General features: G+C 74.7%; 11 protein-coding genes. 9 read left to right on the top strand and 2 right to left on the bottom strand.

From position 1 onward, the window contains the following. Positions 1 to 58 precede the first annotated feature (58 nt). Positions 59 to 601 (top strand): DUF4188 domain-containing protein, encoded by a 543-nt coding sequence (locus BLU95_RS31180; RefSeq protein WP_093862909.1) that lies wholly within the window; start codon positions 59 to 61, stop codon positions 599 to 601. 64 nt (positions 602 to 665) lie between these two features. On the opposite strand, the gene BLU95_RS31185 is transcribed toward BLU95_RS31180, so the two are convergent. After that, positions 666 to 1,526 carry an SCO6745 family protein gene (locus BLU95_RS31185; RefSeq protein ID WP_093862910.1) on the bottom strand — a complete coding sequence of 287 codons (861 nt, stop codon included), beginning with the start codon at positions 1,524 to 1,526 and terminating at the stop codon, positions 666 to 668. Between the two features lie 298 nt (positions 1,527 to 1,824). Here BLU95_RS31185 and rpe point away from each other — a divergent pair, with 298 nt between their 5' ends. Together rpe and BLU95_RS31195 are read left to right on the top strand one after the other, a co-directional pair. Next, the gene (gene rpe / locus BLU95_RS31190) at positions 1,825 to 2,508 is read left to right on the top strand and encodes a ribulose-phosphate 3-epimerase (RefSeq protein WP_093862911.1); all 684 of its coding nucleotides are present in this window, start codon (positions 1,825 to 1,827) and stop codon (positions 2,506 to 2,508) included. 581 nt (positions 2,509 to 3,089) lie between these two features. Beyond that, complete coding sequence (locus BLU95_RS31195; protein ID WP_173862171.1) at positions 3,090 to 6,164, top strand: AAA domain-containing protein; 3,075 nt, start codon at positions 3,090 to 3,092, stop codon at positions 6,162 to 6,164. Between the two features lie 31 nt (positions 6,165 to 6,195). Here the strand turns inward: BLU95_RS31195 and BLU95_RS31200 are convergent, their stop codons facing one another. After that, positions 6,196 to 6,861 (bottom strand): hypothetical protein, encoded by a 666-nt coding sequence (locus BLU95_RS31200; RefSeq protein ID WP_093862912.1) that lies wholly within the window; start codon positions 6,859 to 6,861, stop codon positions 6,196 to 6,198. A gap of 403 nt (positions 6,862 to 7,264) precedes the next feature. Between BLU95_RS31200 and BLU95_RS31205 the strand changes: the two genes are divergently transcribed. The 6 genes from BLU95_RS31205 to BLU95_RS31230 all read left to right on the top strand — a co-directional run bounded on the left by BLU95_RS31205 (position 7,265) and on the right by BLU95_RS31230 (position 15,917). Further along, a complete protein-coding gene (locus BLU95_RS31205; RefSeq protein ID WP_093865255.1) occupies positions 7,265 to 7,903 on the top strand; it encodes an LmbU family transcriptional regulator in 639 nt (212 codons plus the stop codon). A gap of 284 nt (positions 7,904 to 8,187) precedes the next feature. Then, positions 8,188 to 9,024, top strand: a complete 837-nt coding sequence (locus BLU95_RS31210; protein ID WP_093862913.1) for a phytanoyl-CoA dioxygenase family protein — start codon at positions 8,188 to 8,190, stop codon at positions 9,022 to 9,024. Between the two features lie 44 nt (positions 9,025 to 9,068). After that, a complete protein-coding gene (locus BLU95_RS45270; RefSeq protein WP_286158591.1) occupies positions 9,069 to 11,084 on the top strand; it encodes an NAD-dependent epimerase/dehydratase family protein in 2,016 nt (671 codons plus the stop codon). Between the two features lie 129 nt (positions 11,085 to 11,213). After that, positions 11,214 to 13,073 carry an asparagine synthase (glutamine-hydrolyzing) gene (asnB, locus tag BLU95_RS31220; protein WP_093862914.1) on the top strand — a complete coding sequence of 620 codons (1,860 nt, stop codon included), beginning with the start codon at positions 11,214 to 11,216 and terminating at the stop codon, positions 13,071 to 13,073. A 193-nt stretch (positions 13,074 to 13,266) separates the two neighbouring features. Continuing rightward, complete coding sequence (locus tag BLU95_RS31225) at positions 13,267 to 14,490, top strand: MFS transporter (RefSeq protein WP_093862915.1); 1,224 nt, start codon at positions 13,267 to 13,269, stop codon at positions 14,488 to 14,490. A gap of 113 nt (positions 14,491 to 14,603) precedes the next feature. Beyond that, positions 14,604 to 15,917 (top strand): UDP-glucose dehydrogenase family protein, encoded by a 1,314-nt coding sequence (locus BLU95_RS31230; RefSeq protein ID WP_093862916.1) that lies wholly within the window; start codon positions 14,604 to 14,606, stop codon positions 15,915 to 15,917. The last annotated feature ends 22 nt before the right edge of the window (positions 15,918 to 15,939 follow it).

Below are 15,939 nucleotides of genomic sequence, written 5' to 3' on the forward strand. Positions count from 1 at the left end.
CCCGCGAGTAGCCCAAGGGGCGGGAGGGTCGGAAGAGCCGACAGGGCTGGGGGCAGACGTGTTCGCGAAACCGACTCCGGGCTTCACCACCGCGGCCGCCACCGGGGAGACCGTCGTCCTGCTGATCGGGATGCGGATCAACCGGTTCTGGGCCGTCCACCAGTGGTTCCCGATGCTGCTGGCGATGTTCCGGATGCTGCACGAGCTGGGCCGGCAACCGGAACGCGGCCTGCGCGGGAAGGTCCTGCTGACCGCCTCGCCGCGCACCTACTACGCGGTCCAGTACTGGGAGTCCGAGGAGAAGCTCTACGCGTACGCGACCGCGCCGGACGCCTTCCACCACCGGGTCTGGAAGATCGCCAACAACAAGCTCAAGAAGGGCAGCATGCGCGGACACGTCGGCCTCTGGCACGAGGCGTACATCGTGCCGGAGGGCGGCTACGAGTCCGTGTACTTCGACATGCCGCCGTTCGGGCTCGCGGGCGCGAGCGGCGTGCTGCCGGTGGAGAGCCGGGGGCGCGGCGCCAGGCAGCGGCTGGCCTTCCGCTCGGACCCGGAGGGGAAGGGGCCCGACGCGACCCCGGCGGACACGTCGGAGTGAGGAGCGAACGGCGGCCGCCCCCGCGGACTCCCTCCGCGGGGGCGGCGTGCCGTCGGGAGACGGCTCAGGCGGTGGTGGCCGCCGGGAGGCCGATCGGGTTGATCGGGGGCAGTGCGGCGCGACAGAGGGCCGAGATCGGCTTGAGCGCCGCCGCGAGCCGGTCGAGCTCGGCCCGCGGGTGGTGCTCCCAGACCCGGGCCGCGGCGAGGTCGGTGGCGGCCTCCAGCGCCTGGTGCCGGATCCGGCCGCACTCGGTGATGGTGCCGCGCTCGGTGATCCAGCCGCGCTCGACCAGCCGGGCCGCCGCCGCGTCCCACTCGGCGTCCGTCCAGCCGCGGAACGGCTGCAGCGCCTCGCGCCGCACGTCCAGGGCGCAGCGCACCACCAGCGCCTCGCAGCCGTCCAGGCCGGCGGCGACCAGGGCGGCGACGTGGCCGTCGCCCCGGTGCTCGCGCATCACCGTGGCGGCCTGCCAGAGCCGCCCGTGCGGGTCGGACGGCACGGGGAGGGCGGCGTTGGCGGCGGCCAGCACCCGTCCGGCGCAGTCCAACCGGGTGACCGCGTCCGCCAGCAGGTCCGCCGCCAGCTCGATCCGCGCCGGGTCGACGTGCTCCAGCAGCCGCTCCAGGGCCGCCGAGGCGCCGCTGATCCGGGCGGCGAGCGCGGCCTCCGGGGCGGCCAGCTTCCAGATCGCCGGGAGGGCGCGCTCGATCGGGGCGGGCGCGAAGTTGAAGAACGCGGCGATCACCGGCGGGGCGTCCACCGCGCCGAGCGGGGCGGCCCGGCCGCCGAAGTAGCTGCGGGCGACGCCGCGCAGACCGGCCTCCTCGAAGGCGGCGAGGCCCTCGGGGGTGAAGTAGGTGACGGCGTGCACGGGTTCGAACAGCCACCACAGGGCGCGGGCGGGGTGGACCAGATCGGCCAACGGAGGACCTTCCTCGAGGGAGCGCGGGGAGCGCGAGGGGGAGGGGTGCGGTGTCGTACAGGCCTGATGACCACGGTGGCGGTCACGATAACCCCGCCCCCGGTGTGATGACGGTCACGGGGAGGTCTCACCGGTGACACGCCTCCGACGGCGCGGGGGATGATGGGCACGGGCGCGCCCCGCGCGCGCCCCGGACCCGGTGGTCCGGACCCCAGGGTCCGGGCCCCGACCGCCGGGCCCCGGACCCCCGGGGCTCCGAACACCCTCGGCACGCAGGCAAGAAGAGGTAACAGGCCCCATGGCGCAGATCAACCCCAGCATCCTGTCCGCGGACTTCGCCCGCCTCGCCCAGGAGGCCGAGGCGGTGCGCGGCTCGGACTGGCTGCACGTCGACGTGATGGACAACCACTTCGTGCCGAACCTGACCCTCGGCGTCCCGATCGTCGAATCGCTCGCCCGGGCCACCGACATCCCGCTCGACTGCCACCTCATGATCGAGGACCCGGACCGCTGGGCGCCCCAGTACGTCGAGGCGGGCGCCGGCTCGGTCACCTTCCACGCCGAGGCCGCCGCCGCCCCCGTCCGCCTCGCCCGCGAGATCCGCGCCAAGGGCGCCCGGGCGTCGATGGCGCTCAAGCCGGCCACGCCGATCGAGCCCTACGAGGACCTGCTGCCGGAACTCGACATGCTGCTGATCATGACCGTCGAGCCCGGCTTCGGCGGCCAGTCGTTCCTCGACATCATGCTGCCGAAGATCCGCCGGACCAGGGAGCTCATCGCCAAGCACGGCCTCGAGCTGTGGCTCCAGGTCGACGGCGGCGTGTCGGCGAGCACCGTCGAGCGCTGCGCCGAGGCTGGCGCGGACGTCTTCGTCGCCGGCTCCGCCGTCTACGGCGCCGAGGACCCGGCCGCCGCGGTCGCCAAGCTGCGCACCCTCGCGGAGGGCGCCACCACCGACGCCTGGTGGGCCTGCGCGCACTGAGGCGGCCGGCGCCGCCGTCGCGGACCGTTCCGAGCGGGTGTTCGGCCGGACGATCGTTGCGACGGCTCCTTCGGCCGGGGCGCGGTGGCCCGTTCGGCCGGGCACGGCGGCCCGCGGTACCGGTACCGGGGGCCGCCGCGCCGGTCCGACGCGTGCGGTGGTGAGCCTGCAGTGGGCAACCCCGCTGCCCGGGACCGGTTCGCAGCCTGACGACCGCAGCCTGAGAACCGCGGCCTGACGACCAGAGCCTGACAACTGCGGCCTGACGACCGGAGCCTGACAACCGCGGCCCGCTCTCCGTCGGCGGACTCGCCGAGGTCGAGCTGACCTGCCGCCCTGCCGCCCCCGCCGGTCCGGGCAAGGAGTCCGGAGCCGCCGGTCCCGGGCGGATCCTCGGGGCTCGGGGGACCGGTCCCGTGCACGTCCGTCCTCGCCACGGTGCTGGTCGGAGCCGGTGCTGGTCGGAGACGTACGGCGGCCGCGGCCCCCCGGAGGCGTCCGGCCGAACTCGGCGGCGCTGTCGCCTGCAGTCCGTACAGTGGACGAAGCACTGTGCAGACGTTTCGGGGGAGTGCAGATTCATGACGCAGGCCGAGCAGCCCTATCCGGTTCCCGAACTCCTGGCCGCCGTGCAGGCGGAGATCCGGGCGGAACGCCGCGACGAGGCGAAGGACGCGGAGAAGGCGGCGCTCTCGGACGGGCGGCCGGTGTCCGCCTCGGAGGGTCGTTACGAGTACCTCTTCGGGTGCGACAGGTGGCCGGGGTCCTTCGACGGCGGCCCCGTCCTCGTGCGTCCCGCCCAGGCACGTGGCGCCTGGATCCCCGCCGAGGCCTCCCCGATGCCGGACGGGAGGGTCCGGCTGGTGGTGAGCGAGGGGCTGCCGCCCGGGGCGCGCAACGTGCAGGTGCGGAAGGACGATTCGGCGGGGCTGCTGGTACTCGCCGAGCGGCTGGAAGCCGCGGGTGCGGAGGACGGCGGCATCCGGGTCGAGAGCGCCGGTTGGGTCGTCGGGCAGGGCGCGCCGACGGTGGCGCTGGCGGCGGACCCCGAGAGGTGGGTCGCCGGCTGGCACGGGCTGAAGCTCAACCCGCGTCAGCGGACCGCGGTCGCCCAGGCCCTGGCGAGCGAGGTGCTGTTCCTCTGGGGGCCGCCGGGGACGGGGAAGACCGATGTCGTCGGCCACATCGTGGAGGGCAACGTCCGGCAGGGGCACACCGTTCTCTTCCTGGCACCGACCAAGGTCGCCGTCGATCAGGCGCTGGAGCGGATATGCGACCTGCTGGAGGCCGAGCAGGGCTTCGCCGAGGGCCTCGTCCAGCGGGCCGGGGAGATCGAACTGCCGTCGCTCCGCGAGCGGTACGGGGACTTCGTCGACCCGGCCCGGGTCGCCGGCCGGGTCTCGGCGCAGCTGGACGGAGCGGCGCGGGAGGCGCGGGAGGCGCTGCGGCACCTCCGGGCGGGCGTTGCGCTGTACGACGAGGTCCGGGAGCTGGAGCAGCGTCTCGACAGGGACCGGAGCGCCCGCCAGGAGGCGGCCGGATCCGCCGGGACCGCGGAACGCGACGCACTGCGGGCCGAGGCCGAGGCGGCCCGGCTGCGGCTGGCCGTCAGTGAGGTGGGGGACCCGAGAGGTCTCTTCGCCGCGCGGAGGGAGCAGCGGCTCACCGCGCTGAGGGCGGACCTGACGCGGGCGACCGAGGCCGCCTCCACGTCCCAGTACGTCGGAGCGGCCGCCCGGAAGCAGGCGGAGGAGCTCGCGGCCCGGATCGGCGCGACGAGCGGGACCCTCGCGGGCCTGCGGCCCCGGCTCGTCGGCCTTCCCGCGTACACGACGCTCGTCCGCGAGGCCGGCACTCTTCAGGAGCGCATCCAGGACCTCGACCGGCAGCTTTCCCGCATCAAGCAGACCGTCCGGTCCCGGTGCCGGGTCATGGGGGCCACGGTCGCCAAGGCGGTGCAGTCGCGCAAGCTGCTCGACCGGGTGGACGTCGTGGTGGTGGACGAGGCGGGCATGGTGGACCTGCCCTCGGCCTGGCTGGCGGCCGGTCTGGCGGGGAAGCGGCTCGTCGTGGCAGGCGACTTCCGGCAGCTGCCCGCCGTCACCAAGGGGGACGGCGACCGGAGGGCCACCGAGGAGGAGCGTGCGCACGCCCGGGACTGGACCGCGCGCGACGCCTTCCACGCGGCCGGCCTGGTGAGCGGGAACGGCTCCGTGCGCCAGGACCCGCGCCTGGTGGCACTGGACACCCAGTACCGCATGCGTGAGGCGATCTGTCGGGTGGTCAACGTCGTGGCGTACCCGGACGCGCCGCTCGCGACAGGGCGCGCCGACGGCAGCCGCATCCCGGCCAACCCGCTGGTGGATGCCCCCGTGATCCTCGTCGACACTTCCAAGCAGCGGATCCCGGGCCCCGACTACCGCGCGAACACCGTGAACGAGGCCGTCGTCCACGAACTCGTCCGCGGCCTCCAGTACGAGGGAGTGCTCCCCGGCCGCAAGTGGGGGAGCGCGGAGACCGCACCGGGGGAGCGCGCGACGGACCGGCTGGCGGTCATCGCGCCCTACCGGGCACAGGTCAGGGCACTCAAGGGGAGCCTGAAGTACCGGTTCGGGGAGGACTACGAGGGTCTGGTGGACACCATCCACCGGTTCCAGGGCAGTCAGCGCCCGATCGTCGTCTTCGACACCGCGGTCGGCGCCGGAAAGGACCCCGGCATCTTCTACGCCGGAACCGGTCTCTCCTCCCAGACCTGCCGCCTGCTGAACGTCGCGCTCAGCCGGGCCCAGGACCACCTGATCGTGGTGGCCGACGTCGAGCACCTGCGCAAGCACCTCAGCCCGCACAGCGAGGCCCGGGCCATGCTCGACCATCTGGAGAGCCGTGCCCAGGTGATCTCGGCCGACCAGTTGATCCCGACCCGTGACGCGGCTCAGCTGTCGGTCCTGTCGGACGAGGAGCTGGCACGGCCTGCCTTCTTCCCCGCCGACGAGGTGCAGAAGGCCGTGGAGTGGGACATCGCCCGCGCCCGGACCAGCATCGAGGTCCACTGCGCCTTCCTCGATCCGACGCCGGTGCGCCACTGGTCGGCGCTGCTGGGCGCCCGTGCGGCCGACGGAGTGAGGGTCGTCGTCCACACCCGGTCGCCGGAGGAGCAGCGGGAGGAGGCCGGGGCGGCCCGTCACCGGAAGCAGATCGACATCCTCAGGGCGGCCGGCTGTCAGGTGGGCTTCCGTGACCGCATGCACGAGAAGGTGCTCATCCTCGACGACTCCGTGCTCTGGCACGGCTCGCTCAACCTGCTCGCGAGCAGTGGACCGACCGACCTGATGATGCGCTTCACCGACCCCGCGTCCTGCGAACGGGTCGCCCGGGTCATCGACCGGGCCCGCAAGGAGCGGCCCGCGTGGAACCCGCGGGCGGCGGGGGACGCGGCGAGCGGCGTGAGGGTTGCTCCGTCCCCGCGCGCCGCTACCGGTGCGGCGGGCATACGCCCGGGGGACGTCGTCGACGGGCGGCTCTATCTCAATGTCCCGTACGGCGAGAAGGACGACGCGAAGAGGCTCCTCAAAGCCGGCTGGGACAAGCCGAACAGGCTCTGGTACGTCGATGCCGCGCGAGTGACCAGGGAGCAGGCCGCCCGCTGGCTCCCCTGAGGGGGAAGATCGCGATGGTGCTGACGATATGTCAGATCATCTGGGCGGAGGTGATCGTGGAGGGGTCCGCCGGGGGGAGGGCGAAGGCGACCATGTCCCGGTAGCGGGGGTGGGGGGTGTCGGTGGGGGAGTACCAGTCGCTCGGGCCGGTGCGGTCCTCCCAGGAGAGTTGGGCCTCGGCGAGGGCGTCGACGAGGTCGGTGGCGAGGCGGGCGGCCTCGAAGAGGTCCTGGTCGGTGGACTGGGAGCTGGCGCCGACGATCTGTCCGCGGATCTCGGCGGAGTGGCCGTAGCGGAAGGCGCCGCCGCCGCACAGGTGGGGGTCGGTCAGGACCGCCTCGCCGTAGTTGCGGCCGAGCCGGCGGTGGCCCGCGGCCTTGGCCGCCGCCTTGGGGAGGAAGCGGTGGGCGTCCTCGCCGACGGTGATCACCGCCATCACCGACTCGGGGTCGGGGACCCAGGGGCCGGCCGTCGGGTCGAGGAGGACGAAGCCCATGCTCGCCCGGGGGTACGGGTCGCGGGGGGCGGTGCCGGCGGCGGCGGTGTGGTTGCGCCAGATGCTGGCTGCCCGCCGCAGTCCGAGGTCGATCAGCAGTCCGGCGAAGCCCGCGTCGTCGAAGAGGTGGTCGTACGGGTTGTGCCGGTGCTGGGCGCGGACGGTCAGGCCGTGCTCCGAAACGCTCTCCCGGGTGGTCACGTCGGCTCCTTCGGTGGTGTGTGGTGTCCTGGCCTCCCCGGTGGGGGCCGGAGCGGTGCGATTGTGGCCACGGGGGTGGGTGGGTCGCCAGATCCGTGGTCCGGGGGAGCGGGCGGCGGGGGGCCGGGTTTCCGGTTCCGGGGCGGCCGAACCGGGTCTGGTCTGCGGTTTCTGACGCGGCCATGTCTCGCCGGCGGGACGGCGGGCGGGACGGCGAGTGGGACGGCGGGCCGTGCGAGGGGGTGCGGCGCGCGGTGCGGCCGGCCGGACGGCGGGCGGTGGGGGAAGTGCCCGGGGCGCGGTGGGGGTGCGGCGGGGGATTCCGAAGGCTGGTCTAGACCTTGAAGCGGTGCGGTTCGTTCCCCAAAATGATCGACTGTTGCTGAACAACGGGGAGGACAGCATGCGAAGGGCGGATCGGCCGGACGACGTGAGGATTCTGGGAAGGCGTACCGGGAGAGGGTCGGAACTCTCCAGGGACCAGACCTCGCTCGCCCTCCCGGCCAGGCTCCCGATCGACGCGTGGATGCGCATCGGGCAGGATCTCGGAACCGCGGCGGATTCCGCGACCTGGTGGCTCGGCGACTGGCTGGTCTACGGCCAGGACCGATATCCCGAACGCTACCGACGGGCCATTGACGAAACCGCGCTGGATTACCAGACGCTGCGGAACTACGCCTGGGTCGCCCGGAAATTCCCGCCGGGCCGCCGCAGGCCGGTGCTGAGCATGCAGCACCACGCCGAGGTCGCCTCGCTGGATCCCGAGGTGCAGGACAACTGGCTCGACCGGGCGCAGCAGGGCCGTTGGTCCCGCAATGAACTCCGCCGCCGGATCCGCACCGCCACCACGCCCGGCGCGGGCGCTCGCCCCATCGCGGTCGAACTCCGGCTCGCTGTCACCCAGGCCCGCCACGGCCTCTGGGAGGACGCCGCCGACCGGGCCAACCGCGATCTCTCCGCCTGGGTGCTGGAGGTGCTCGACGCCGCCGCGCGCCGGGCCACCGAGGACCGTGAGCGGATGCGGATCGCCGAGGCGGGCTGACCGGCCCGGGGCCCGGGGTCCCCGCCCCCCGGTCGGCGGACCGGGGGGCGGGTGGACGGAACGACGGACGTTGACGCGCCGAATTACCGGCTATTTGATGACCGGGGTCGGGAAACGCCGGAACGGCGAACACCCGATCCGCCATCGGGCCGCGCACCAGGAATCGCGAATCGCGACCGCGGAATGAAGCGACGGAACGAATCCACGGCGTTCCGCCGTGCCCGCGCCGATCGGACGCGGCGAATTCCACCGGCCCCGGACCGTACACGGGAAAGGATCAAGTCATGACCGTCAGCGCGAACCCCGACCTGGTCGGCGTATTCCGGGAGGACGGATTCGTCTTCGCCGGAACCCTGCTCTCCGCCGACGACGTCGACGCGTACCGGGCGATCTACGACCGCTTCCTCAGCGGTGAGATCGAGAGCGGCGACAAGCGCTCCGACCTCGGCTCGCACGCGCCGCGGGCCGAGGGCGCCGAGGCCGGCGTCGAGAACATCACCCAGATCATGTGGCCCTCCGCGCTCCACCCGCCGATCCTCGACCTGCCGCTGCACGAACGCGGACTCGCCCTCGCCCGCGAGCTGATCGGCGACGACGCGATGCTCGACTTCGACATGCTGATCCACAAGGCCCCGCACACCGCGGTGCCCACCCCCTGGCACCAGGACGCCGCGTACTGGATCGACCTGCCGGACACCCGGGCCGTCTCGCTCTGGGTGGCCCTCGACGACACCGGGCCGGACAACGGCTGCATGTGGTACGTGAAGGGCTCGCACACCCGGCCGCTGCGCCCGCACCGCCCCACCAGCGACGGCAAGAACATCGAGTGCGACTGCTCGGAGGACGAGCCCGGGGCCACCGCGGTGCCGGTGACGGCCGGTCAGGGCATCGCGCACTCCGGCACCACCCTGCACTACTCCCGCGGCAACACCAGCGACCGCGTGCGGCGGGCGTACATCCTCAACTACCGCCCCGCGGCGATGATCCGGCTGGAGCGCGAGCAGGGGTCGGACCACGGCCTGAACGACAACGAGCGCAAGGTCCGCAACGCCGGCGCGGACGGCACCGACAGCGTGGACGGGAGCGCCGGAAACGGCGGGACCGCCGGCGCCACCCGCTGATCCGACCCCGACGGACCCCCACCCCCCCACAGCGAGGTACTTCGATGGATGCCAGTACGGACAGCAGTAAGGACAGCCGCACGGACGCCCGTGGCGACTCGGCCCGGGTACGGCTGAGCGGCGCGGTGATGAGCCACCCCAAGCGTGCGGAGGAGGCGCGGCGGCTCGCCGACGCCGACCCCCGGGGCCGCGTCCTCGTGATCATGGACCCCGAGCCGGACGGCCGTCCGACCGCGCTCCGGGTGGCGCCGCTCTCCTGGTCCTGCGTGGCGCCCGACGCCACCCACCACCTGGTGCTGCAGGACGACGTGGTGCTCGCCGAGGGCTTCTACGAGCACGCCGAGCGCGCCGCCGCGGCGGCCCCCGGCGAGGCGATCGCCCTCTACGCGGGCTGGGAGGCCCGCAACGGTGCCGTCGCCCGGCTCGCCGCGCTCGCCGGCGCGCCCTGGGCGTACACCCTCCAGGAGCACGTGCCCTGCCAGGCGCTGATGCTGCCCGCCGAGGCCGCCCGCGGCTACGAGGCGTACCAGCGGGAGCACGGCGGCGGCTGGCCCTACGACGTGGTGGTGCAGCGCTACCTGAACGCGATCGGCATGCCGGTGCGCTTCTGCACCCCCAGTACGGTGCAGCACGACGACCTGCCCAGCCTCGCCGGCAACACCTACCACGGCTTCCGGCAGGCGACCCTGTTCACCGGCGCGGCCGGTCCGGCGGAAGCCGACGGGCCGTGCCCGCGCTTCCCGGTGGTGCCCTTCTACCAGTACGGCGAGGCCCGCTGCGCCGTCCTGCGGGGCACCGAGTGGGAGTACCTGGAGACCGAGCGGCAGCTCGCCCGCACCGGCCTGCTGGACGCCTGCCTGGCCGCCCTCGCGGCCGCCGGCCCGGACGCCGCGGCAGGTCTGCCGGACGGCGCCGGCCGGGCCGTGTGGCTGACCGCGTTCGCCCTCGGCGCCGTCACCGCGGACCTGCCGGAGCCGGACCCGGGGATCGCCGCCGCGGTCATGGAGACGCTCGGATCGGGCGGTCTGTGCGAGGAGTTCACCGCCGCCGAACTGCTCGCGGCGGCCCCGGCGGTGCGCGACCTCGCGCTGACCGCGCTCGCCGCAGGCCGCCGCGCCGGAGCCGACCCGGCCGCCCGCACGCCCCGCCCGGCCCCGCTCGCCCGGGTGGCCGTCACCGGTGGCGACCCCGCCTTCGCCCGGCAGCTGGCCCGGCTGCTCGCCGACGCAGGACACGGCACCGGCGAGGGCGCAGGACACGGCACCGGCCGGGGCGCGGGCCACGACGCGGTGCAGCCGGCCGGGCGCCCGTCCGCCGGGGACCTCGACGGCGTCCGGTACGTGGTGCACCTGGGCCGCCCCGAGGACGACGGCCTGCTGGCCGACGTGCTCGCCGCCGCCGCCAAGGCCGGGGTGGAGCGGGTGGTCTACGCCGGGTCCTCCGCCGTCTACCGGGGCATCCGCGAACGGACCGTCACCGAGGAACTCCCGGCCGCCGCCCCGGCCGATCCGGTGGCCCTGGCCTGGTGGCGGGAGGAGCAGGCCGTCCTGGCCTGGGGCGCGGAACACGGCGTCGCCGTGCAGCTCCTGCGCCTCGCCGACCCGGTCGGCCGGTACGCGCCGCAGGACAGCCCGCTGGTGCGGTGGGTGAACCTGGCCTGGACCCGGCGACCGCTGGCCCTGAACCCGCTGGGCCGCCACCAGGTGCTGGACCACCGCGACCTCGCGGACGCGCTGCGCGCCGTGCTGGCGGCGCCGCCCGCCCGGCCGGTGTTCAACGTGGCTTCGGCGGCCTTCGACGAGCAGGAGCTCGCCGGGTTCCTGGCCGACGTCTCGCGCCGTACGCCCTGGGAGTGGGTCCAGGACCCGACGGTCGACCGCTGGACCATGGCGACCGACCTGATCGGGGCCGAACTCCACTGGCAGCCCTCGGCCGAGCTGCGCGAGAGCATGCGCGCCCTCGCCCAGTGGTGGGCCTGCGACATCCACGGCGACTACACCGTCGCCGCCTCCGTACCCGCCGTCCCCGGCGCCCCGAACGGGCCCGACGCGCGGGCGTGACCGTACCGGCCGGCGGCGCCCCGTCCGGTGCCGCCGGCCACCCCGCCCCGCCCCGCCCCCACCGCGTCCCCTCCCCGCACGCTGCCGCCAGCGCAACGAGCCCGCCACCGCCCACCCCTGGAGTACCGCATGTCCGCCATAGCCGGCTGGGTCGACTTCTCCCACGCCACCCCCTCCCACGACCCCGCGGATCCCGCGGACGGGCAGGACGTCGTCCGGGCCATGACCACCGCACTGGCCGGGCGCGGGCCCGACGGCGAGGGGCTGTGGAGCTCCGCGCACGCCGCCCTCGGGCACCGCCGCACCGCCCGCGACCCGCACCCCCAGCCGGTCACCGCCCCCGGCGACACCGGCCCGCTCGCCGTGCTCTCCTTCGCCGGCCATCTCACCAACGCCCGCGCGCTGCGCGACCGCCTCACCGCCGCCGGGCACCGCGCCGTCACCGGCGGCGAGGCCGAGGCCGTGCTCCAGGCGTACCTGGCCTGGGGCGAGGACTTCGTCACCCGGATCGAGGGCAGCTACGCGCTCGCCCTCTGGGACCCGCGCCGGGAGGAACTGCTGCTGGTCCGCGACCGGATGGGCGTCAAGCCGCTCTTCTGGGCGGCCACCCCGGACGGCGTGCTGTTCGGCTCCGAGCCCAAGGCCGTGCTCGCCCACCCCGGCTTCCGGCGCGTCCTCGACGCCGACGGCCTGCGGGACATCCTCTCCGTCGCCCGGGTCCCGGGCCACGCGATCTTCCGCGGCCTGCGCGAGGTCCTGCCCGGCGCGCTGCTGCGGGTCGGCCGCACGGGCGCGACCGAGCGCCGCTACTGGCAGTTGCGGGTCGCCGGCCACTCCGACGACCTGGCCACCACCGTCGACACCGTCCGCACGCTGCTGGAGGACGCCGTCGCCCCGCACCTGGACGGCGAGGAACTGCCCCTCTCGCTGCTCTCCGGCGGCCTCGACTCCAGCACCCTCACCGCGCTGGCCGCCGACCTCGCCCACCGCCAGGGCCGCGGTCCGATCCGCTCGCTCGCCGTCAACGACCAGGAGCCGGGCGCCGACGGCGTGGCGGCGCAGGGCAACGAGGACCACCACTACGCCCGGCTGATGGCCGAGCACGCCGGCACCGAGCACGGTGAGATCTCGCTCGCCGGCCTGGACCTGCTCGACCCCGCGCTGCGCGCCTCGGTGCTCGCCGCCTACGACATCCCGATCAACAAGGGCGACCAGTACGCCTCGCTGCGGCTGCTGTTCGGCGAGGCGCGCCGGCACGCCGCCGTCGCGCTGTCCGGCGAGTGCGGCGACGACGTCTTCGGCGGCTACAACTGGAACCGGCTGCCCGAGTGGATCGCCCGGCCGACCTTCCCGTGGGTGGCGGAGGGCCGTCCGCGCTTCCTCGGCACCGACGTCGTCTTCGACGCCGGACTGCTCGGCAAGCTCGACCTGGCCGGCTACGAGGAGGACTGCCACCGGGACGCCGTCGCCGAACTCGCCGCCGCCGACGCGCTCGCCGACCCGGTCGAGGCCCGTTACCGCGAGGTCACCTACCTCGCGCACACCCGCCACACCCGGGTGCTGTTCGACCGGCTGGACCGCCTCGGCAGCGCGGCCGGGCTCGACATCCGGGTGCCGTTCGCCGACCCCCGGCTGGTCGAGTACACCTTCAACATCCCCTGGGAGATGAAGGCGTTCGACGGCCGGGAGAAGAGCCTGCTGCGGGCGGCGATGAAGGACCTGCTGCCCGAACCGGTGGCGATGCGGATCAAGACGCCCTACCCCAACCTGCGGGACGCCGGCTACGACCGGGTGCTGCGGGAGCGGCTGGCCGGGGTCGTGCTGGACCCGGACAGCCCGGTCGCTCCGCTGCTCGCGCCCGGGCTCCGGGCGGCGGTGGCCCGGGACGGCGCGGACGCCCTGGTGAAGGGGGTCGGCCGGGCCGCGCTCGAGACCGCCCTGCAGACTGACGCCTGGCTGCGCGCGTACGGGGTCGAACTCGCGCTCTGAACCGGCGCCGACACCGGCGCCGACGCACGCAGCCTCCCGACCCGCAGCCTCCCGACCCGCAGCCTCCCGACACACGCAGCCTCCCGACACAAGCAGCCTCCCCGCGCACGCCGCCCCTCGAAGCAGCGCACCCGCCCGTCCCCGAGCACCCGCCCGCCCCGGCGGACGTCCGAACCTCCCTCGAAGGAGCCCCATGGCCGCGACCCTGGCCGCGCCGCCCGCCCCGCCGGCCCGCCTGTGGACCCGCAACTTCGGGTTCTACTTCACCGCCCGCACCATGGCGGTGCTGGGCGACACCATGATCCCCGTCGCGACGGCCGTGGCGATGCTCTCGCTCGGCTTCGGGGTGGGCGCCGTCGGCGTCGCGCTGGGCGCCTGGATGGGGGCGTTCGCCCTGTTCGTGGTGTTCGGCGGGGTGTTCGCCGACCGGTTCCACCCCCGGCCGCAGATGATCGCCGCCGACGGGGCGCGCTGCGCGATCCAGGCCGGTCTGGCGCTCTGCCTCTGGCTCGGCCACCCGCCGCTGTGGCTGCTGGTCCTCGCGTCGGTGCTCGGCGGGCTCGCCACCGCGATGTTCCAGCCGGGGCTGACCAGCCTCGTGCCCCAGGTCGCCACCGACCCGCAGCAGGCCAACGGCGTGCTGCGGGTCAGCCAGGGCGTCGCCACGATGGCCGGCCCGGCCCTCGCCGGCACCCTGGTCGCCGTGGTCTCCCCGGCCTCGGTCTTCGCCGCGACGGCGATCACCTTCGTGGTCAGCGGGCTCTGCCTGACGGCCCTGCGACTGCCCCACGTCGAGCCCGACCGCAGCGCCTCGACCCTGCAGAACCTGCGCGAGGGCTGGACGGAGTTCCGCTCCCGCTCCTGGCTGTGGTCGGTGATCCTGATCTGGTGGGTCCTCGGCGTCGCGGTCTGGGGCCCGATCACACCGGTCGGCGCGGTCTCCATCATCGACGCCCACGGCAAGGCGGCCTTCGGCTGGGCGGAGAGCGCCTTCGGCGTCGGCTGCGTGCTCGGCGGCCTGGTCGCGATCCGGCTGCGCCCGGCCCGGCCGCTGTTCGGCGGGGCGGTGGCGATGCTGCTCTTCCCGCTGATGCCGCTGTCCGCCGCGCTGGTGCCGCCGGTGCCGCTGCTGATGGCGGGCTACCTGGTCAGTGGCATCGGGTGGGCGTTCTGGGGCGTCCAGTGGGCGACCTCGGTGCAGACCCGGATTCCGGAGGACAAGCTGAACCGGGTCGCGGCCTACGAGATCGCCGGTTCCATCCTGGCCGTGCCGCTCGGTCAGGCGGTGGCCGGTCCGGTCAGCGGCCTGGTCGGCGTGCACCGGCTGCTGTTCCTCGGCGCCGTGGTCGGGCTGGGCTGCGCGCTCGCGCTGCTCGCCGTCCGGCCCGTGCGCCGGCTGACCCGGGCCGTCGACTGACCTCGCCGTCTCCCCCCGGCCGCCCCTCCGTTCCCCGGCCGGTCCCTCCGCCGGCCGGTCTCCCTGCCCCGTCCGGCAATGCCACGCACCCCCACAACGACAGGAGACCGACCGTGCGCCACCGCCTGACGGTGATCGGCAGCGGCTACCTCGGCATCACCCACGCCGCCTGCATGGCCGAACTCGGCCACGACGTCCTCGGAACCGACATCGACGAGGACCGGGTCCGCTCCCTCAATCAGGGTGAACTGCCCATCCACGAGCAGGGGTTGGGGGAGCTGCTGCGCCGCAACCTGGCCGCCGGGCGGCTGCGCTTCGGCACCGACCCGCAGGAGGCCGCCGCCTTCGGCGACCTGCACTTCCTCTGCCTCGGCACGCCACAGCGCAAGGACTCCGGGGCCGCCGATCTCTCCCAACTCGACGCCGCCGTAACGGCCCTGGCCCCGCACCTGGACCGGCCCTGCCTGGTCGTCGGCAAGTCCACCGTCCCGGTCGGCACGGCCGAGCGGCTGGCCGCCCGGATCGCCGCACTGGCGCCCGCCGGGGAGGCCGCCGAACTCGCCTGGAACCCCGAGTTCCTGCGGGAGGGCCACGCGGTGGAGGACACCCTGTCGCCCGACCGGATCGTGCTCGGGGTGCGCCCCGGACGCGCCGAGGGCCTGCTGCGAGACCTGTACGGACCGCTGGGCGACATTCCGACCGTCGTCACCGACTACGCCACCGCCGAGCTGGTCAAGACGGCCGCGAACGCCTTCCTGGCGACCAAGATCTCGTACATCAACGCGATCGCCGAGGTGTGCGAGGCGGCCGGAGCCGACGTGGTGCGGCTGGCCGAGGCGCTCGGCCACGACGAGCGGATCGGCCGGCGCTTCCTCGCCGCCGGACTCGGTTTCGGCGGCGGCTGTCTGCCCAAGGACATCCGGGCGTTCGTGGCCCGCGCCGAGGAGTTGGGCGCGGGCGAGTCGCTGGAGTTCCTGCGGCAGGTGGACGCGATCAACCTGCGCCGCCGCACCCGCGCGGTCGACCACGCCCGGGAGCTGGTGGCCGGGTCCTTCGCCGGACGGAAGGTCGCCGTGCTCGGCGCCGCCTTCAAGCCCGAGTCGGACGACATCCGCGACTCGCCCGCGCTCGGCGTCGCGGCGGCGGTCGCGCGCGAGGGCGGGCAGGTCTCGGTGTACGACCCGGCGGCCCTGGACAACGCCCGCAAGGCCTTCCCCGAGCTGTCCTACGCGGCCTCGGCCGCGGCGGCCGCCCGCGGGGCCGAGGTGGTGCTGCTGCTGACCGAGTGGCGGGAGTTCGTGGAGCTCGACCCGGTGGCCCTGGGCGAGGAGGTCGCCGTCCGGGCCGTCGTCGACGGCCGCAACGTGCTGGACCCGCAGGCGTGGCGCGCGGCCGGCTGGACGTACCGCTCCCTCGGCCGCCGCTGACCGGGGGCCGAGGGTGGGGGCC

It is taken from the genome of Streptomyces sp. TLI_053 (genome assembly GCF_900105395.1).
Lineage (GTDB): Bacteria > Actinomycetota > Actinomycetes > Streptomycetales > Streptomycetaceae > Kitasatospora.